The organism is Ancylobacter mangrovi (assembly GCF_024752355.1).
Classification (GTDB): domain Bacteria; phylum Pseudomonadota; class Alphaproteobacteria; order Rhizobiales; family Xanthobacteraceae; genus Ancylobacter; species Ancylobacter mangrovi.
Window position 1 is genome coordinate 203,746 of sequence record NZ_JANTHZ010000006.1, and the last position, 17,829, is coordinate 221,574.

General features: G+C 70.3%; 17 protein-coding genes. 9 read left to right on the forward strand and 8 right to left on the reverse strand.

Annotated features, from left to right (window positions below; genetic code table 11):
* Positions 1–13 precede the first annotated feature (13 nt).
* The 3 genes from NVS89_RS14615 to NVS89_RS14625 all read left to right on the forward strand — a co-directional run bounded on the left by NVS89_RS14615 (position 14) and on the right by NVS89_RS14625 (position 3,510).
* Positions 14–1,294 (forward strand): beta-ketoacyl-ACP synthase, encoded by a 1,281-nt coding sequence (locus NVS89_RS14615; protein ID WP_258733489.1) that lies wholly within the window; start codon positions 14–16, stop codon positions 1,292–1,294.
* Positions 1,295–1,560: 266 nt separating this feature from the next.
* Positions 1,561–2,583, forward strand: coding sequence for a zinc-binding dehydrogenase (locus NVS89_RS14620; RefSeq protein ID WP_258733490.1), 1,023 nt, complete (start codon positions 1,561–1,563; stop codon positions 2,581–2,583).
* A 9-nt stretch (positions 2,584–2,592) separates the two neighbouring features.
* Positions 2,593–3,510, forward strand: coding sequence for a lipid A biosynthesis lauroyl acyltransferase (locus NVS89_RS14625; RefSeq protein ID WP_258733491.1), 918 nt, complete (start codon positions 2,593–2,595; stop codon positions 3,508–3,510).
* On the opposite strand, the gene NVS89_RS14630 is transcribed toward NVS89_RS14625, so the two are convergent.
* From NVS89_RS14630 to NVS89_RS14640, 3 genes are all read right to left on the reverse strand, one after another.
* The gene (locus NVS89_RS14630) at positions 3,489–3,905 is read right to left on the reverse strand and encodes a VOC family protein (protein ID WP_258733492.1); all 417 of its coding nucleotides are present in this window, start codon (positions 3,903–3,905) and stop codon (positions 3,489–3,491) included. The two genes, NVS89_RS14625 and NVS89_RS14630, sit on opposite strands and share 22 nt — an antisense overlap.
* A gap of 122 nt (positions 3,906–4,027) precedes the next feature.
* On the reverse strand, positions 4,028–5,140 hold the full coding sequence (locus NVS89_RS14635; protein ID WP_258733493.1) for a polyamine ABC transporter substrate-binding protein: 1,113 nt from the start codon (positions 5,138–5,140) through the stop codon (positions 4,028–4,030).
* Between the two features lie 122 nt (positions 5,141–5,262).
* The gene (locus NVS89_RS14640; RefSeq protein ID WP_258733494.1) at positions 5,263–6,711 is read right to left on the reverse strand and encodes a glutamine synthetase family protein; all 1,449 of its coding nucleotides are present in this window, start codon (positions 6,709–6,711) and stop codon (positions 5,263–5,265) included.
* A 194-nt stretch (positions 6,712–6,905) separates the two neighbouring features.
* Here NVS89_RS14640 and NVS89_RS14645 point away from each other — a divergent pair, with 194 nt between their 5' ends.
* The gene (locus NVS89_RS14645; RefSeq protein WP_258733495.1) at positions 6,906–8,288 is read left to right on the forward strand and encodes an aspartate aminotransferase family protein; all 1,383 of its coding nucleotides are present in this window, start codon (positions 6,906–6,908) and stop codon (positions 8,286–8,288) included.
* Between the two features lie 140 nt (positions 8,289–8,428).
* Entirely contained in the window at positions 8,429–9,808 is a 1,380-nt protein-coding gene (locus tag NVS89_RS14650) for an aspartate aminotransferase family protein (protein ID WP_258733496.1), read from the forward strand.
* A gap of 48 nt (positions 9,809–9,856) precedes the next feature.
* Here NVS89_RS14650 and NVS89_RS14655 read toward each other — a convergent pair whose 3' ends face one another.
* Together NVS89_RS14655 and NVS89_RS14660 are read right to left on the reverse strand one after the other, a co-directional pair.
* A complete protein-coding gene (locus tag NVS89_RS14655; protein WP_258733497.1) occupies positions 9,857–10,195 on the reverse strand; it encodes a rhodanese-like domain-containing protein in 339 nt (112 codons plus the stop codon).
* 113 nt (positions 10,196–10,308) lie between these two features.
* Positions 10,309–11,358 (reverse strand): DMT family transporter, encoded by a 1,050-nt coding sequence (locus NVS89_RS14660; RefSeq protein WP_258733498.1) that lies wholly within the window; start codon positions 11,356–11,358, stop codon positions 10,309–10,311.
* Positions 11,359–11,569: 211 nt separating this feature from the next.
* Here NVS89_RS14660 and NVS89_RS14665 point away from each other — a divergent pair, with 211 nt between their 5' ends.
* Positions 11,570–12,439, forward strand: coding sequence for a LysR substrate-binding domain-containing protein (locus tag NVS89_RS14665; protein ID WP_258733499.1), 870 nt, complete (start codon positions 11,570–11,572; stop codon positions 12,437–12,439).
* 88 nt (positions 12,440–12,527) lie between these two features.
* Positions 12,528–13,772: a chromate efflux transporter gene (chrA, locus tag NVS89_RS14670; protein WP_258733500.1), complete on the forward strand. Its 1,245-nt coding sequence runs from the start codon at positions 12,528–12,530 to the stop codon at positions 13,770–13,772.
* Here chrA and NVS89_RS14675 read toward each other — a convergent pair.
* Positions 13,769–14,536 (reverse strand): SDR family NAD(P)-dependent oxidoreductase, encoded by a 768-nt coding sequence (locus NVS89_RS14675; RefSeq protein ID WP_258733501.1) that lies wholly within the window; start codon positions 14,534–14,536, stop codon positions 13,769–13,771. The genes chrA and NVS89_RS14675 overlap by 4 nt on opposite strands.
* A 292-nt stretch (positions 14,537–14,828) precedes the next feature.
* Between NVS89_RS14675 and NVS89_RS14680 the strand changes: the two genes are divergently transcribed.
* Entirely contained in the window at positions 14,829–15,437 is a 609-nt protein-coding gene (locus NVS89_RS14680) for a protease inhibitor Inh/omp19 family protein (protein WP_258733502.1), read from the forward strand.
* Between the two features lie 413 nt (positions 15,438–15,850).
* Positions 15,851–16,093 carry a transferase gene (locus NVS89_RS14685; RefSeq protein WP_258733503.1) on the forward strand — a complete coding sequence of 81 codons (243 nt, stop codon included), beginning with the start codon at positions 15,851–15,853 and terminating at the stop codon, positions 16,091–16,093.
* 54 nt (positions 16,094–16,147) lie between these two features.
* Here the strand turns inward: NVS89_RS14685 and pssA are convergent, their stop codons facing one another.
* Positions 16,148–17,062 (reverse strand): CDP-diacylglycerol--serine O-phosphatidyltransferase, encoded by a 915-nt coding sequence (gene pssA, locus NVS89_RS14690; RefSeq protein WP_258733504.1) that lies wholly within the window; start codon positions 17,060–17,062, stop codon positions 16,148–16,150.
* A 17-nt stretch (positions 17,063–17,079) separates the two neighbouring features.
* Positions 17,080–17,778, reverse strand: coding sequence for a phosphatidylserine decarboxylase (locus NVS89_RS14695; RefSeq protein ID WP_258733505.1), 699 nt, complete (start codon positions 17,776–17,778; stop codon positions 17,080–17,082).
* Positions 17,779–17,829 lie beyond the last annotated feature (51 nt).

The window sequence follows — 17,829 nt, forward strand, 5'->3', positions numbered from 1 at the left end:
CCAGGAGCAGATCATGGCTTCCTATACCGACAAGGCCGGACGGCCGATCGTTGTCGTCACCGGCATGGGCATGGTGACCTCGCTCGGCCAGGGCAAAGAAGACAACTGGGCCAAGCTGACCTCCGGCCAGTCGGGCATCCACCGCATCACCCGCTTCCCGATCGACGCGATGCGCACCACCATCGCCGGCACGGTCGACTTCCTGCCTGACAGCGGGCGCACCGCGCCGGACCTGTCGGAGGAGCTCGCCGCCCTGTCGGCCGAGGAGGCCGTCGCCCAGTCCGGCATCGGCTCGAAGGGCGACTTCCCCGGCCCGCTGTTCTGCGCCGTGCCGCCGATCGAGCTGGAATGGCCGCAGCGCCGCATCCTCGCCCAGGAATCGGTCGCCAACGGCCCGATCACCTATGACGACCTGCTGCGCGCCGCCGAGACCCACGGCCACGACGCCTGGCACGAGCGCTTCCTCTACGGCTCGATCGCCGACCACCTCGCCGACCGCTTCGGCACGCGGGGCCAGCCGATCTCGCTCTCGACCGCCTGCGCCTCGGGCAACACCTCGATCCAGCTCGGCGTCGAGGCGATCCGGCGCGGTGACTGCGACGCGGCGCTCTCCATCGCCACCGACGGCTCGGTGACGGCCGAGGCGCTGATCCGCTTCTCGCTGCTCTCCGCCCTCTCGACCAACAACGAGCGGCCCGAGGCCGCCTCGCGCCCGTTCTCCAAGAACCGCGACGGCTTCATCATCGCCGAGGGCGCCGGCGCGCTGGTGCTGGAGAGCCTCGAGCACGCCATGGCGCGCGGGGCGAAGATCCTCGGCGTGCTGGAGGGCTGCGGCGAGATGGCCGATAGCTTCCACCGCACCCGCTCCTCGCCGGACGCCAAGCCGGTGATCGGCTGCATGCGCTCCGCGCTCGCCGATGCCGGCGTGGGCCCGGACGACATCGACTACATCAACGCCCACGGCACCTCGACGCCCGAGAACGACCGCATGGAGTTCACCGGCATGAGCGCGGTGTTCGGCGAGCGGCTGCCCGACATCCCGCTTTCCTCCAACAAGTCGATGATCGGCCACACGCTGACCGCCGCCGGCGCGATCGAGGCGGTGTTCTCGCTGCTGACGATCCAGAACGGGCGCATCCCGCCGACCATCAACTACGAGGTCCCGGACCCGGCGATCCCGCTCGACGTGGTGCCCAACGTGGCGCGCGACGCGCAGGTGAAGCGCGTCATGTCGAACTCCTTCGGCTTCGGCGGGCAGAACGTCGCCCTGGTGCTCACCGGCGAGCCGGCCTGAGCGATCGGCGCCGCCTCCCCGTGCGCCGTCTTCCGGCACGCGGGGCGCTGCCCTCCCCCCGGATGGGCCTCGCGCGGGCCACGCGGCCGACGCTCTCATCGCATGCGCGACATTCGGGCCGCTGACGGGCGTGCCGCCGCACTAGCCTTTGCGCGCCGATTTCGATATCCACCCACATCTTTCCGCGAGCGGCATCGCCTGCCCGCTTCGCCCGACCGGTTCGGGAGCGAGGCCGGCGGCGCCGCCCGCGTTCATCGGAGTTTGTCATGCGCGCGCTGCAACTGGTCTCGGACCGCGAACTGATCCTTGCCGACCTTCCCGCGCCGGAAGCGCCGACACCGGGCGAGGTGCAGGTCTCGATCAAGGCGCTCGCGCTCAACCACATCGACGTGTGGGGCTGGCGCGGCATGGCCTTCGCCAAGCGCAAGATGCCGCTCGTGGTCGGCGCCGAGGCGGTCGGCGAGGTCATCGCCACCGGCGAGGGCGTGACCCGCTTCAAGCCCGGCTCGCGCGTCGCCATGTATGGCGCGCTGACCTGCGGCCAGTGCCGCATGTGCAAGCAGGGCCGCGACAATCTGTGCGAGAACGTCGCCGGCGTGATGGGCTTCCACGTCGACGGCTTCGCCCGCGACCAGCTCAACATTTCCGAGCGCCTGTGCATCCCGATCCCGGACGGCATCTCCTGGGTCGACGCCGCCTGCGCGCCCGTCACCTTCTCCACCGTCGAGCACATGCTGTTCGACAATGCCCAGCTCGAGCCCGGCGAGACCGTGCTGGTGCATGCGGCCGGCTCAGGGATCGGCACGGCGGCGATCCGCATGGCGAAGGAGATCGGCTGCACCGTCATCACCACCGCCGGCGACGACGAGAAATGCGCCAAGGCGCTGGCGCTCGGCGCCGACCACGTCATCAACTACAAGACCGACCGCTTCGAGCACGAGGTCCGCAAGATCACCAAGAAGAAGGGCGTCGACGTCGTGTTCGAGCATGTCGGCGCCGAGACCTGGAACGGCTCGCTGCTCTCCATGCGGCCGGGCGGGCGGCTCGTCACCTGCGGCTCGACCTCGGGCGTGTCTGTGAACATGAACCTGATGCAGCTCTTCCAGCGCCAGTACCGCATCATCGGCTCGTTCGGCGCGCCGATGCGCGCGATCGCCGACGGGCTGAAGCGCATGGCGCGCGGCGTCATGCCGGTCATCGATTCGGAATTCGCGCTGGAGGATTTCGGCAAGGGGCTGGAGCGGCTGGAGACCCGGCGCGTGTTCGGCAAGGTCGTCATCCGCTTCTGATAATGCCTGATGGCTAGCAACGACCGCATCAGCCTGCCCTGGACCACGCGGGTGCGCGACGGCGCGCTCTCGGCCTCGGTGTGGGCGCTCATGCGGCTGATGCGGCTGCAGAGCCCCCGCTTCGCCTCCTGGGTCGGCGGCTTCTGGGCCCGCCGCATCGGCCCCTTCACCTCGATCCAGCGCATCGCGCTGAGGAACCTCGCCCTCGCCTTCCCCGAGAAGAGCGAGGCCGAGCGGAAGGCGATCGCACGCGGCATGTGGGACAATCTCGGCCGCATGGCGGGCGAGTTCGTCCATCTCGACCGCATCTGGCAGTACAATATGTGGGAGCCGGCCAAGAGCCGGATCGAGACCACCGGCGTGTCGAACTTCGTCGCCATGCGCACGGACGGCAAGCCGGCGCTGGTCTTCACCGCCCACCTCGCCAATTGGGAGCTGCCGGCCATCGCCGCCGCCGCCCAGGGGCTCGACAGCGCGGTGCTGTTCCGCGCGCCGGACAACTCCTTCTTCGCCGACCTGCTGTTCGAGGCCCGCTCGCGGGTGATGGGCAACCTCGTCGCCGCCTCGCATGTGGCGGTGTTCGAACTCGCCGCCGTGCTCGACCAGGGCAAGCATCTGGGCATTCTGGTCGACCAGGCGCGGCGCGGCGGGCCGCAGGTGGAGTTCTTCGGCCGCCCGTGCTCGTCCAACCCGACCATCGCCCGCCTCGCCCGGCTCTATGAATGCCCGGTGCATGGCGTGCGCGTGATCCGCCTGCCCAAGGGGCGCTTCCGCATCCAGTGCACCCCGCCGCTGAACCTGCCGCGCGACGCCGACGGCAAAATCGACGTCGACGGCTCGATGCAGATGATCACCTCGGTGGTCGAGGGTTGGGTGCGCGAGAATCCCGAACAGTGGACCTGGTTCTACAAGCGCTGGCGGGACTGATCTCGTCCCTCGGGCGCGTGGCAGCACACGCACAGCTTGTTGCCGTCCGGGTCGCGCAGATAGGCGCCGTAATAGTCAGTGTGGTAGTGCGGGCGCAGGCCCGGCGCGCCCTCGCAGCGCCCGCCGAGCTCCAGCGCCAGCGCGTGCCAGCGGTCGACCTCGGCGCGGCTCGTCACCTCGAACGCCACCATCTGCCCGTTGCCCGGGTCGTGCGCGCCCTCATGCGGTCGCCCGACGACGAACAGCGGACGGTCCGCCTCCGGCCGCTTCCAGCCGGCCCAGCCGCGCTCGCGGTCGTCGAATTTGAGGACGAGGCCGAGCGCCTCCATCAGCGGGCGGTAGAAGGCGAGCGCGCGCTCGAGGTCGCTCACGCCGACATGGACGTGCGAGAACATGGCCGGCCTCCTTTCGCGCCCGTCGCCATATGAAAAAGGCCGGACGCGGGGTCCGGCCTTGCTGGTCGCGCTCCCGGCGGCACACAGGCCGCCGGGGCGATTAGGCGTCGTTCACCTATGGCTCACTTGCCGCGCTTGAAGTTGGTCCAGGTGCGGGTGACCACGCGCTGAACCTTCTGCGGATAGGTGGTGACGGTGAAGAGCTTCTCCTGCGTCTCCTTGTCCGGGTAGATCGCGGGATTGTCGAGCACTTCCTTGTCGATGAACTTCTGCGCCCCGAGGCTGCCGCTGGCATAGGCGATGTAGTTCGAGTTCTTCGCCGCGATCTCCGGCTTCATCATGAAGTTGATGAAGGCCAGTGCCTCGTCCGGATGCGGGGCATCCTTCGGGATCGCGAAGTTGTCGAACCACATCAGCGCCCCTTCCTTCGGGATGATGTAGTCGATGCGGATCGGCTCCTTGCCGGTCTTCTCGGCGGCTTCCTCGGCGCGCGCCTTGGCCTGGAACACGTCGCCCGACCAGCCGGTGGCAATGCAGATGTCACCACCCGCCAGCGCGTTGATGTAGCCCGACGAGTCGAACTTCTTGATGTATTTGCGGATCGGCGCCAGCAGCTTGCCGGCGGCCTCGATGTCCTTGGGGTCCTTGGAGTTCGGGTCCTTGCCCAGATAGCGCAGCGCGGTCGGGATGATCTCCTCCGGCCCGTCCAGCATGTAGACGCCGCAATCGGCGAGCTTGCCGAGCAGCTCCGGCTTGAAGATCAGGTCCCAGGAGTTCAGCGGCGTGTCGGCGCCGAGGCGCTCCTTGACCTTGTCGACATTGATGCCGATGCCGGTCGTGCCCCACATGTAGTTCACGGCATATTCGTTGCCGGGATCGTAGACGGCGAGACGATCGGAGATCATCGGCCACTGGTACTGGATGTTCGGCAGCTTCTCCTTGTCCAGCTTCATGAACACGCCGGCCTGGATCTGGCGCTGCAGGAAGGAGCCGGTGGGCACAACCACGTCATAGCCGGTCTTGCCGCCGAGAAGCTTGGTCTCCAGCACCTCGTTGGAATCGAAGACGTCGTAGCGGACCTTGATGCCGGTTTCCTTCGTGAACTCCTCCAGTACCGACTCGTCGATATAGTCGGACCAGTTATAGACGTTCACGACCTTTTCCTGCGCGGAAGCCGGCGTAACCGCCAGCGCCGCCAGAAATCCGGCCGCGATTGTCGCGAGGAGGCGGGACATCCTGTTCTCCTTGGAAGATCGAGTTGAGTGGCCTATCGGGCATTGGGTAGAAGTGGCCGAGTACTCAGGCTAGTGCGTCGCCGCGACGCGCTCAAGACGTTGTGCCCAAGTCTTGGTCGCGCTCACAAATAAGTCTCGTACTCCAGCGTACTGATGCGACGCTCGAACGCCGCACGCTCCGCCTCCTTCATCACCGCATAGACCCGCTGGTATTCCGCTCCGAAGGCGCGGGCCACGAAGTCCGATGCGGCGAAGTCGTGCACCGCCTCGCCCATGTCGTAGGTCAGAAGCGGGGCTTCGGCCTCGTAGGCGTTGCCGCTCAGCGGCGCGGGCGGCTCCATCGCGTTCTCGATCCCCTCCAGCATGCCGGCGAGGATCGCCGCCAGCACGAGGTGGGGATGGGCGTCGGCGCCGGCGATGCGGTGCTCCAGCCGGCGCGCCTTGGCCGGCCCGTTGGGCACGCGCACCGCCACCGAGCGGTTGTCGTAGCCCCAGGAGATGCCGGTCGGCGCATAGCTGCCGGGCACCAGCCGGCGGAAGCCGTTATAGCTCGGCACGTAGAGCACGGCGGTCGGCGCCATGGTGGCGAGCAGCCCCGCCGCCGCGTGGCGCAGCAGCGCCTCGCCCTCCTCGCCGGCGCCGAAGGCGTTGCCGCCGGCCCCGTCCGCGAGGCTCACATGCACATGCATGCCCGAACCGGCGAATTCCAGGAACGGCTTGGCCATGAAGCTGGCGCGCAGCCCGTGCTGGCGCGCCACTCCGTCGATCAGCCGCCGCAGCAGGATGGCGTCGTCCGCCGCGGCCATCGCGTCGGTGCGGTGATAGAGGTTCACCTCGTACTGGCCGGGCGCCGCCTCGGAGATCACCGTGTCGGCCGGCAGGCCCTGCACCGCCGCCGCCTGGCGGACCTCGTGCAGCAGGCCGGCATAGGCATCGAGGTCCGACATCGAATACATGTTCTGCCGCGCCGGGCCGTGCGGCGAGGCGGGGAACACCGGCTCCGGCAGCCCGCCCGGGCCCGGGGCCGGCTTCATCAGGTAGAATTCGAGCTCGAAGGCGACGCAGGGGTGCAGCCCGCGCGCGGCCAGCCTCTCGACCTGGCGGGCGAGCTTGTGGCGCGGGTCGAGCTCCCAGGGCAGCTCGCCGCCGCGCTCGTCCGGCTCGTACATGGTGAGCATGACCTGCGCCGAGGGGCGCGGCGCCCAGGGCACCGGCTTCAGCGTGCCGGGAACCGGCCGGCAGATGCCGTCGCGGTCGCCGGTCTCGATATGGATGCCGGTCTCCTCGACCTCGCGGCCCCACACGTCGAGCCCGAAGATGGACAGCGGGATCGCGACGCCGTCGCTCCAGATCTTGCCCCCCGCCGCGCCGGGAATCCATTTGCCGCGCAGCACGCCGTGGGTGTCGGGCAGCAGCACCTCGACGATGTCGGGCACGCCGTGCGCGGCGACATGGGCCGCGAATTCGTCGCCCGCGAGAGCCGCCGCCGAAGCGGTGCCGGATAGCGCGGGTGAAGGCTCGCTCCGGCTTTCAGCGGTCGCGGCAGCCGCCGCGACGTCAGGCACTGGCATGATCCACCTGGTCGATGTCCGTCCGTCGATTTGGTCATGGCGACGGGCCGGCGGTCAAGCCGTCGCTGCCGTGACCCTCCCTTGTGCCATGCCGACCGGCTTGACGCACGAAAAATGTGATCACATTGTGCAGGTCGCTTTCCCTGTGCCGGGCGACGCCGATACCGCCGGGACGACACGCCAACGGGTCCACCATGCCGCAGCCCAAGTCCACCGCCGAACTGCGCGCGCTCGACGCCGCGCACCATCTCCACCCCTTCAGCGACATGAAGGCGCTGAACGCGGAAGGCTCGCGCATCATCACCCGCGCCGACGGGGTGTGGCTCACGGATTCGGAGGGCAACCGCATCCTCGACGGCATGTCGGGACTGTGGTGCGTCAATGTCGGCTACGGGCGCGAGGAGATCGTCGACGCGGTCGCCGCCCAGATGCGCGAGCTACCTTACTATAACACCTTCTTCAAGACCACCCACCAGCCGGCGATCGAGCTTTCGGCCAAGCTCGCCGAGCTGACCCCGCCGCAGTTCAACCGGGTGTTCTTCACCGGCTCCGGCTCGGAATCCAACGACACGGTGATCCGCCTCGTCCGGCGCTATTTCGACATCCGCGAGAAGCCGCAAAAGAAGGTCATCATCTCCCGGCGCAACGCCTATCACGGCTCGACCGTCGGCGCGGCAAGCCTCGGCGGCATGGCGCCGATGCACGAGCAGGGCGGCCTGCCGATCCCCGACATCGTCCACATCGCCCAGCCCTATTGGTGGGGCGAGGCGCGCCAGGGCGAGACCATGGAGGAGTTCGGCATCCGCACCGCGCGGGCGCTGGAGAGCGTCATCGACGCCATGGGCGAGGACCGCATCGCCGCCTTCATCGCCGAGCCGATCCAGGGCGCGGGCGGGGTCATCATCCCGCCCATCACCTACTGGCCGGAGATCGCCCGCATCTGCCGCGAGCGCGACATCCTGTTCGTCTCGGACGAGGTCATCTGCGGCTTCGGCCGCACCGGCCAGTGGTTCGGCTGCGAGACCTACCATACCCACCCCGACATCCTCGTCATGGCCAAGGGCATCACCTCGGGCTACATGCCGCTCGGCGGGGTGATGGTGGCCGACAAGGTCGCCGAGGTGCTGATGGAGGGGGGCGACTTCAACCACGGCTACACCTATTCCGGCCATCCGGCGGCCTGCGCGGCGGCGCTCGCCAACCTCGCCATCATGCAGCGCGAGAAGCTGGTGGAGCGCGTGGCCGAGAATGTCGGCCCCTATCTCAAGGCCCGCTGGAGCGCCCTCGCCGAGCACCCGCTGGTCGGCGAGGCGCCGATGGTCGGCCTCGTCGGGGCGCTCGAGCTCACGCCGGACAAGGTCGGGCGCACCAGCTTCCCCGATGTCGGCAAGGTCGGCACCCTCGCCCGCGACTTCTCCTTCGCCAACAACCTCGTCATGCGCGCCGTGCGCGACCGGCTGATCATCGCCCCGCCGCTGGTCATCTCGCATGGCGAGTGCGACGAGCTGATCGCCCGCGCCCGCCGCACCCTCGACCAGACCTATGCCGAGCTGAAGCGCCGCGGCTGGGTCGCCTGAGCCGGGCGGGCCGCGAGGCCCGGCTATGCCGGGTCTGATCCCGCCGCCACTCCCCCCGCTCCGGCTCCCTGCTCCTGCCCCCACCCGGCGAAACGTGCTTAGATGGCGAGGCCCGGCGCATAATCGCGGATGGCGGTGAGATGGACGTCGTAACCTCCCTGGCCGAACGATCGGGCGTCTCCCCGGCACGCGTCGCCGCGCTGCGCTCGGAGGCGGAGGCGCTCTATCTCGGCACCCGACCGAAGACGCGGGCGGCCGCCGGCGCCGCGGCGCACCTGTTCCAGGGCGTGCCGATGCACTGGATGGTCGACTGGTCGACCCCAGTGCCGCTGGTGGTGGCGGAGGCGACGGGCGCCCGCCTCACCGACGTCGACGGCCACGGCTATGACGATTTCTGCCTCGGCGACACCGCCGCGCTGTTCGGCCACGGCCCGCCGCCGGTCGCCGAGGCGGTGAGCCGGCAGGCGCGGCGCGGGCTCGCCACCATGCTGCCGAGCCCCGACGCGGCGGCGGTCGGCGAGCTGCTCAGCGCCCGCTTCGGCCTGCCCTCCTGGCAGGTCGCCACCACCGCCAGCGATGCCAACCGCTTCGCCCTGCGGGTGGCGCGCGCGGTGACCGGCCGGCCGCGCATCCTAGTCTTCGACGGCGCCTATCACGGCGCGGTGGACGAGACCTTCGTCGGCATAAGCGCCAATGGGCGCGTCACCAACCGGCCCGGCCTGCTGGGCGAGCCGCGCGACCTCACCCTGCTGGCGCGGGTGGTGCCGTTCAACGACCTCGACGCGCTGGAGACGGCGCTCGCCGACAACACGGTCGCCTGCGTCATCACCGAGCCGGTGATGACCAACTGCGCCATGGTGCTGCCGCAGCCCGGCTTCCACGAGGGGCTGCGCGAGATCACCCGCCGCCACGGCACCCTGCTGCTGATCGACGAGACCCACACGCTCTCCACCGGGCCTGGGGGCTATACCGGGGCGCATGGCCTCGCGCCGGACCTGTTCGTGGTCGGCAAGGCGATCGCCGGCGGCATTCCGGCCGCGGTCTGGGGCATGAGCGCGGAGCTGGCGGGGCGGCTCGAATCGGCCCGCGCCGGTGCGCCGTCCGGCCATTCGGGCATGGGCACGACTCTGTCCGGCAGCCCGCTGCAGCTCGCGGCGCTGCGCGCGACGCTGGAGCATGTCGCCACCGACGAGGCCTACGCCCACATGGACGCGCTCGCCACCCGGCTGGAGGCCGGCCTCGCCGCCGCCATCGCGCAGGCGCGCCTGCCCTGGCACGTCGTGCGCTGCGGCGCCCGGGTGGAGGTGGTGCGCGCACCCGCCCCGCTCATCAATGGCGGGGAAGCGCATGGCGCCCATTTCGCCGCGCTGGAGGCGGCGATCCACCTCGCCCTGCTGGTGCGCGGCGTGCTGATCTCGCCCTTCCACGACATGATGCTGGCCTCGCCCGCGACCACGCAGGCGCAGGTCGACAACCTCATCGCCGCCACCGGCGACGTGATCCGCCGGCTCGTCGACTGACAGGGCGGGGGTGGCCGCACCCGTCGAGCTGTGGGCGAGGGAGACCCCTCAGCCCCTCTCGGTCTCGAAGCCGGCTTCCTTCCACGCCAGTATGCCACCGGCCATGTGGCGGTGGAGGTCCACCCCGGCGGCCTGGGCCGCGGCGGCAGCCTTCTGCGAGCGCTGGCCGGACCGGCACGAGAAGACGAGCATCTTGTCGCCGGCATCCGGCAGCGCAGCGACGTCGAAGGTCGAAAGCGGCACGTTGACCGCGCCGGGAATGCTCTCGGCCTCGACCTCGTTCGGCTCGCGCACATCCACGAGCAGCATCGTCCCGGCGTCCATACCCGCCTTGACCTCGTCGACCGACAGATTCTCGATCACACCACCGAACGGATTGTTCTGCATCGTCCGTCTCCATCAGCACCCGCCGCGGACGTAGCGCCGACCGGCGCCGACCGCAAGCGGGAGTTTGTTGGGGAGCTAGATGGGGAGCTAGATGGGGAGCTTGGCGGCGCGTTTCACGGCCGGCGCGGCCTGCGCGCGGGACGCACGGCGATGACGCCCGCGACCACCAGCGAGCCGCCGGCGACCACGCCGATGGACGGGATTTCCCCGAACAGCACCGCCGCGAGCGAGGTGCCCACCACGATCTGCAGCAGCAGCCCGACCGAGATCACCCCCGCCGGCAGCCGACCGAGGGCGAAGGTCGCAAGCCCCTGCCCCGCCGCATGGGCGATCAGGCCGAGCCCCACCAGCGCCATCAGGCCCTTGAAGCTCTGTGGGATGATGACCTCCCCCGCCGCCAGCGCGAAGGTGAGGCACACCACCGCGCCCACCGCGCTCGACAGCAGGGCGACGGTGCCCCCGCCGAGCGCCGGGGCGCGCCCCTCGCCGCCGCGCCTCAGCGCCCGCAGCGTCAGCATATAGGCGGCGTAGCAGGTCGCTGCGCTGAGCGCGAGGCTGTCGCCGAACACGCTGACCCCGGGGATCGCCCCGCCGGACACCGTCCCGTGGCTGCCCGCGCTGGCGCCTACGATCAGCGCCGCGCCCGGCAGCGCCAGCGCGATCGCCATCACCAGCCCGCGCGTCGGCCGCTCGCCGAGCCACAGCCAGCCGAAGACGAACACGAACACCACCGCGAGATTGCCGAGCAGAAGCGCGTTCGCCGTCGAGGTATGGCGCATGGCGATGTGGAAGAAGATCAGGTCGGCGGCGAAGAACGCGCCGGCGCCGGCGACGAGCACCATCTGGCGCACCGTCAGCCGGGCGGGCAGGCTCCGCGCAGGCGTGCGCTGCCGGCTCGCATGGCGCCGCTCCGCCAGCGCCCAGACGGCCATCGGGCCGAGCGCGAAGAACAGCCGCCAGAAGCCGATCGCCGCCGGCCCGACATCGGACAGGCGCACGAAGATGGCCGAGAAGCCGATGCAGATCGCCGCCGCGATCACGGCGAGGAACGCCTCGCGCCGCTGCTGGCCGAGCAGCGCCTCCTCGCTGCGCGCCAGGGAAGGCGCGGCGGAATCGGGAATGAAGGCCGGGGCTAGCGCGGCGGAAGCGGGAGGCGGAGGCATTGCCGGACTCGACAGGTCGAATGAGATCGGCCGCGCGCGGAAGGTGCGCCGGTGACGGATGGCTCCGGCAGCGTTGCTTCGGCGGCGGCAGGTGTCGTACCGTTAGCTCCGCGTCGACAATCGGCAAAGCGAATTTATTTTGTGGTTGTATCGACAAAAGTGATATAGGTGCGCCGAGCCTGCAGGACCTCGCTCCTCCCGGACCCAGACCATGCGCCATCTCGACACCGAATCGCTCGGCATGCTCATCGCCATCGTCGACAGCGGCGGCTTCACCGCCGCGGCCGAGCGCGTGGGCCGCACCCAGTCGGCGGTTTCCGCGCGCATCGCCCAGCTCGAGGACAATCTCGGCGTGCGGCTTCTGGAGCGTTCGCGGCGCGGCATTTCGCTGACCGAGACCGGCGAGCGGCTGGTCGCCCATGCGCGCCGCCTGCTCGCCTTCGAGAGCGAGGCGCTGGCCGACCTCAAGGGCGGCACGCCCGAGGGCAGCGTCCGGCTCGGCATGCCGGACGACTATGTCGACGCCTATTTCACGCCCACCATCGCCCGCTTCGCGGCCGCCTATCCGCGGGTCGAGATCTCGATCCGCTGCGACCTCTCCAAGAACCTCGAGCCGGAAGTCGAGCGCGGGCAGCTCGACGTCGCGCTCTTCACCCGCGACCTCGCCCGCCCCACCGGCGAATTGCTGAAGCGCGAGAAACTGCACTGGCTGGCCGCGCGCGGCCACCGGCCCGAGCGCAACGACCCGCTGCCCCTTGCCCTGTTCCCCACGGGCTGCCGTGCCCGCCCGCACATCGCCGCCGCGCTCGACAAGGCGGGAAAGAGCTGGCGCGTCGCCTGCACCTCCTCCTCGCAGGGCGGCATCTACGCCGCGGTCGAGACCGGGCTGTGCGTGACCGCCCTGCCCGAATGCGCCGCACCGCCGGAATGGCGCCGGCTCGGCCCTTCCGACGGCCTGCCAGCGCTGCCGGACATGGAGATCGGGCTGGTGCTCGCCCCCGCCGCCTCCCCCGCCGCGCGCCGCCTCGCCGAGACGCTGCGCGCCGGCCTCGCGATGCCGACCGCCGTCGCCGCGGCGTAGCGCGCCGCCCGCGATCCATCGGCTTGCGCCGGCCGTCATCGACAATTCACATGCATCCCCGCCCGTGCCGCGCTAACGCTGGGGCATCATGAGCGAGACGCGCCCCGGAACCACCGCCTCCCCCGTGCACGCCGGCAGCGCGGGCGAGGTGTTCGCCGTCTTCCTCAAGCTCGGCCTCACCTCCTTCGGCGGGCCGGTGGCGCATCTGGGCTATTTCCGCGAGGAGCTGGTACGCCGGCGCGGCTGGCTGGCCGAGGAGGCCTATGCCGGGCTCGTCGCGCTCTGCCAGTTCCTGCCCGGCCCGGCCTCCAGCCAGGTCGGCATGGCGATCGGGCTGATGCGCGCGGGCCCGCTCGGCATGGCGGCGGCATGGCTCGGCTTCACGCTTCCCTCGGCGCTGGTGATGATCGCCTTCGCCTATGGCGTCGCCGGCGCGGACGCGAGCGGGCACGGCACGGCGGGCTGGCTGGCGGGGCTGAAGATCGCCGCCGTCGCGATCGTCGCCGACGCCGTCCTCGGCATGGCACGCAACCTCTGCCCAGACCGCGAGCGCCGCACCCTCGCTTTGCTGGCCGCCGCCGGTGCGGCGCTGGTGCCGGGCGCGGCCGGGCAGATCGGCGTCATCCTCGCCGGCGGCCTGCTCGGGCTCCTCTGGCTGAAACCCTCCGGCGACACACCCGGTCAGGTGGCGGGCCTGCCATCCGGGCGCCTGCCCGGCTCCGTCCCGGCGCTGGCGGCCTTCGCCCTGTTCGCGCTGCTGCTGGTGCTTCTGCCGCTCGCGGCGCGCGCGGGGGCGGACGCGGGCCTCACCCTGTTCGACACGCTCTACCGTGCCGGCGCGCTGGTGTTCGGCGGCGGCCACGTGGTGCTGCCGCTGATCGAATCCGCGCTCGTCCATCCCGGCGGGCTGACCCGCGAGGCGTTCCTCGCCGGCTATGGCGCGGTGCAGGCCGTGCCCGGCCCGCTGTTCAGCTTCGCCGCCTATGTCGGGGCGATGATGCCCGGCCCGCCCAACGGCGTCGCCGGCGCCGCGATCGGGCTGGCGGCGATCTTCCTGCCCTCGGCGCTGCTGGTCTATGCCGCCCTGCCGTTCTGGAGCCGCCTCGCCGGCCAGCCGCGCATCCGTCGCGCCATGGCCGGCATCAACGCGGCCGTGGTCGGCCTGCTCGGCGCCGCCTTCTGGGACCCGGTGGTGACGTCGAGCCTCACCTCGGCCCGCGCCTTGGCGCTGGCGCTGCTCGCCTATCTGGCGCTCGCCCTGTGGCGCGCGCCGGCCTGGGCGGTGGTGGCGGGCGCGGCGCTCGCCGGCGCCGTCCTGCTGCGGTCGTCCTAGCGGGCGACTTTCATGCCGGCGAAGCTCTGGCTGGTGGGCATCACCTGCAGCCGGTCGATCGCGACGTGCCGCGGCAGCGTGCAGCAGAAGAACACCTGCTCGGCGATATCCTCGCCGCTCAGCGGCTGGAGCCCGGCATAGACGTCGCTGGAGCGCGCCTCGTCGCCGTGGAAGCGCACCAGAGAGAACTCGGTCTCGACCATGCCCGGCTCGATATTGGTGACGCGCACCCCGGCGCCGGAGAGGTCGGCGACGAGGTTCAGCGCGAACTGCTTCACGAACGCCTTGGTCCCGCCATAGGCGTTGCCGCCGAGATAGGGATAGTCGCCCGCCACCGAGCCGGTGAACACCACATGCCCCTCGCCGCGCTCGACCATGCCTGGCAGCGTCGCCCGCACGGTGTAGAGCAGACCCTTGATGTTGGTGTCGACCATGTCCTCCCAGTCCTTGAGGCTGGCCTTGTGGGCCGGCTCCAGGCCGAGCGCCAGCCCGGCATTGGCGAACACCACGTTGATCTTCGCGAACGCCTCCGGCAGCCCCTCCAGCGCAGCGGTCAGCGCCGCGTTGTCGCGCACGTCGACCTCGAGCGGGTGGAAGTTCGGCCCCAGCTCGTCGCGCAGCGCGATCAGCCGCTCGGCCCGCCGCCCGGTGCCGATCACCCGCGCGCCGGCAAGGGCGAAGCGGCGCGCCGTCGCGGCGCCGATGCCGGCGGTCGCGCCGGTGACAAGGACGGTCAGGGTGGCGGGATCCAGCATCTGGTACATGACGGCTCCTTGAAGGCTCTGCGACGCCGCGCGCCGCGCTCGTGCTGCGCCGCACATAGCGCGGCCGGCGGGCGGCGTCCATTGTGACGGTGGTAGGATCGGATGGCTGCGTCTGTTAACCTTTCATTGACCAACGGACATGGAAAAGCGGGGGACAGGCTCCCGCCGCCTCAGGGTCATGCTGGTGCCACGATCCTTGGGGAAACAGGGGGACGTGTCGCGCCGTACCCGAACGGCGTAACGGGGTGGACAAGAAGGGCCGGCGCCAGCCGGTCGCGGGAGTAACAGGTCGATGAACGTCTATGCCCTTGCGGGAACCGCCGCCATCGCCCTCCTGCTCGGCGGCTGCAGCACGGAACTCGACGGTTTCGGTACATCGACGGCCCCCGCCCCCGCCGAAATCAGCCAGATCACGCCCGCACCCTCCGGCTCGATCGTGAGCGCCCCGGTCCCCGCGCCGAGCGACGTCGCCGGCGCCAACACGGCCACCGGCGCCAGCGCCGCCACCGCGAGCGCCGCGGTCACGCCCAAGACGACGCCGCAGACCCCGGTCGCACTGGCCCCGCCCGCGCCGACCGCGCCGGGCGGCGTCGCCTATGCCGAGCCCGGCGCCGCGCGCACGCAGCTCGCCGGCGCCTGGAACTATGGCTGGGACGACGGCCAGAAGACCTGCAAGATCACGCTCTCGACCGACCGCGGCATGAACGGCTTCGCCGCCAATGCGGACGTGGGCTGCCCGAACGACATCTTCATGACCAAGGGCTGGGACGTCTGGGGCAGCGAGATCGTGCTGCAGAACCATCTCGGCAAGGTCACGGCGCGGCTGAAGCCGGCCGGCGACGGCGAGTATGACGGCGTTGCCACCGGCGACGGCGCCAAGGTCACGCTGACCCGCTCCTGAGACGCCCGCCTCAACTCCGGCAGGACGCGGCGAGACGTTCAAGGGCGCAGGCCACACCCCTACCTAAAGACCTCCATGCCGGAATGACTGGATAAATCCAGTCATTTATTGTGGCGCGGGTGATGAATCCGTCATGGAGCGGCGCTAGACTTTGCCGGCTCGAAAGTCTCCGGCCGTGCGCGCCGCACTTCGCCGGCGGGCGATCCAGTAATTTATTGTCATATTCGAAACATCGGACGCGGGAAAATACGCAATCCTGCCCATTGTTTCGCGGACTAGTTGCGAGCACTTTGTGTGGCGCGACCTCACAAAGTCGGGAACTGGAAAATAGTTCGTGCGTTCGAGGTCCGGCTGGCCCATGTTGAGCATGAGGAAAGCTGATTGATTCGCTCTTGCGATCGGAGGGGATTGTGATGCTGCAGGCTGCACGTGTAGTTCAGGAGCCGTCGTCGTCCACGACCGTGTACGACGAGCTTCCGCGCGCTTTTCCGCGCCGCTCGGCCGATACGGCGACGGTGGCCCAGCTCATGCGCCAGCAGCTCGATATCGCCAATCCCGGTTCCGACGCCGAGGCGCTGCGGCTGTTGCGGCAGATCTTCCCCGGCGCCCCGCTGGCGATGCGCGTCGCCGCCCTCGCCGACCGCCGCGCCGAATAGTTCCCCCGAACGACATCGCCCACACGGCCGGCCGTGCCGGCTCGGGTCACTACCTCAGTTGAGGTGGCTCGGCCGGTCGTGGTCCGGTGCGCCGCCGTCGAGGCCGGGCTCGACCATACGCGCCTTGGCGGCGGCCTTCGCGCCCTGCCGCGCCTCGTAGTCGCGCATGAGCTTGGCGTAGCGCATGGCCGAGAAGGGCAGCGCTGCCAGATAGCCGACGCACAGCACCGAGAGCACCGCCCACGGCCAGGTCACCAGCACCGCCACGAACAGCACAACGCACACGAACAGCGGCATCACCTTGTCGCGGGGGATGCGCGAGCCGAGCTTCTTGCCCGAATAGGCCGGCACCTTGGAGACCATGAGCAGCGCAATGGCCAGGCAAAACACCGCCGCGATCGCCGGCAAGGCCTCGAGCCGCGGCAGGCCGATCAGCTCCAGATAGACCGGCAGCAGCATGACGAGGGCGCCCAGCGGCGCCGGCACCCCGGTGAAGAACTCGGAGGCGAAGGGCGGCCGGTTCGGGTCGTCCAGCATCACGTTGAAGCGGGCGAGGCGAAGCGCCGCGCAGATCGCGAAGGAGAGCGCGGCGATCCAGCCGATCGAGCCCAGCGATTCCAGCCCCCACATGTAGATCACCAGCGCCGGCGCCACGCCGAAGCACACGAAGTCCGACAGGCTGTCGAGCTCGGCGCCGAAGCGCGAGGTGCCCTGCAGCATGCGCGCCAGTCGCCCGTCCATGCCGTCCAGCACGGCAGCGATGACGATGGCGCCGAGCGCCACCTCCATCCGTCCCTCCACCGCCATGCGGATGCCGGTCAAGCCCGCACACAGCGCCAGCAGGGTGACGACGTTCGGCACCAGCAGCCGCACCGGCACCGCCTGGAAGCGCCGGCGGCGGCGCTCCGGCTCGGGGCCGTCCGGTTCGGAGGTGTCGTCGGGCTCGAAGGGCGGGAAGAAGTCGGACATGGCAGACCTCGCTGGGTTCAGTCCACGCGGAACGACGGCGCCGGCACGGTGGCGGCGAGATCGGCGAGCACCGTCTCGCCGGCGATCGCCCTCTGGCCCTCCGCGACCACGGGGTGCGTGCCCGGCGGCAGGTAGACGTCGACCCGCGAGCCGAACCGGATCAGGCCGAAACGCTGGCCGGGCGTGAGGCTGTCGCCCTCGCGCACGAAACTGACGATGCGCCGCGCCACCAGCCCGGCGATCTGCACCACGCCGATCTCGCCGATCGCGGTGTCGAGCACCATGCCCGAGCGCTCATTGTCCTCGCTCGCCTTGTCGAGGTCGGCGGAGAGGAACTTGCCGGGTCGATAGGCGATGCGCAGGATCCGGCCCGCCAGCGGCGCGCGGTTCACATGCACGTCGAACACGTTCATGAAGATGCACACGCGCGGCAGCGGCAGTTCGCCCAGGCCCAGCTCCGGCGGCGGCAGCGCCGGGCCGACGAGGCACACCCGCCCGTCGGCCGGCGAGACCACCAGCCCCTCGCGGATCGGCGTCACGCGTTCGGGGTCGCGGAAGAAGTAGCAGATCCACGCGGTGATCAGCACGCAGATCCAGCCGAGCGGCGGCAGCAGCCAGAGCAGCACGGCAGACACCGCCGCGCCGATCAGGATGAAGGGGTAGCCTTCACGGTGGATCGGCACGAGGCCGCTGCGGATGGAATCGATGACGGACATGAAGAACGGTTTCCCGCGGGTGAGCACCCGGGCACAGGTAGGGCCGCGCGC

Excerpts from the sequence above, each read along its gene's own strand:
- NVS89_RS14650 (WP_258733496.1), top strand. The coding sequence starts at position 8,429 with ATGGACGTCGTAACCTCCCTGGCCGAACGATCGGGCGTCTCCCCGGCA.
- NVS89_RS14660 (WP_258733498.1), bottom strand. The coding sequence starts at position 11,358 with ATGCCTCCGCCTCCCGCTTCCGCCGCGCTAGCCCCGGCCTTCATTCCC.
- NVS89_RS14655 (WP_258733497.1), bottom strand. The coding sequence starts at position 10,195 with ATGCAGAACAATCCGTTCGGTGGTGTGATCGAGAATCTGTCGGTCGAC.
- NVS89_RS14625 (WP_258733491.1), top strand. The coding sequence starts at position 2,593 with ATGGCTAGCAACGACCGCATCAGCCTGCCCTGGACCACGCGGGTGCGC.
- NVS89_RS14630 (WP_258733492.1), bottom strand. The coding sequence starts at position 3,905 with ATGTTCTCGCACGTCCATGTCGGCGTGAGCGACCTCGAGCGCGCGCTC.
- NVS89_RS14645 (WP_258733495.1), top strand. The coding sequence starts at position 6,906 with ATGCCGCAGCCCAAGTCCACCGCCGAACTGCGCGCGCTCGACGCCGCG.
- NVS89_RS14695 (WP_258733505.1), bottom strand. The coding sequence starts at position 17,778 with ATGTCCGTCATCGATTCCATCCGCAGCGGCCTCGTGCCGATCCACCGT.
- NVS89_RS14620 (WP_258733490.1), top strand. The coding sequence starts at position 1,561 with ATGCGCGCGCTGCAACTGGTCTCGGACCGCGAACTGATCCTTGCCGAC.
- NVS89_RS14615 (WP_258733489.1), top strand. The coding sequence starts at position 14 with ATGGCTTCCTATACCGACAAGGCCGGACGGCCGATCGTTGTCGTCACC.
- NVS89_RS14665 (WP_258733499.1), top strand. The coding sequence starts at position 11,570 with ATGCGCCATCTCGACACCGAATCGCTCGGCATGCTCATCGCCATCGTC.
- NVS89_RS14640 (WP_258733494.1), bottom strand. The coding sequence starts at position 6,711 with ATGCCAGTGCCTGACGTCGCGGCGGCTGCCGCGACCGCTGAAAGCCGG.
- chrA (WP_258733500.1), top strand. The coding sequence starts at position 12,528 with ATGAGCGAGACGCGCCCCGGAACCACCGCCTCCCCCGTGCACGCCGGC.
- NVS89_RS14685 (WP_258733503.1), top strand. The coding sequence starts at position 15,851 with ATGCTGCAGGCTGCACGTGTAGTTCAGGAGCCGTCGTCGTCCACGACC.
- pssA (WP_258733504.1), bottom strand. The coding sequence starts at position 17,062 with ATGTCCGACTTCTTCCCGCCCTTCGAGCCCGACGACACCTCCGAACCG.
- NVS89_RS14675 (WP_258733501.1), bottom strand. The coding sequence starts at position 14,536 with ATGTACCAGATGCTGGATCCCGCCACCCTGACCGTCCTTGTCACCGGC.
- NVS89_RS14635 (WP_258733493.1), bottom strand. The coding sequence starts at position 5,140 with ATGTCCCGCCTCCTCGCGACAATCGCGGCCGGATTTCTGGCGGCGCTG.
- NVS89_RS14680 (WP_258733502.1), top strand. The coding sequence starts at position 14,829 with ATGAACGTCTATGCCCTTGCGGGAACCGCCGCCATCGCCCTCCTGCTC.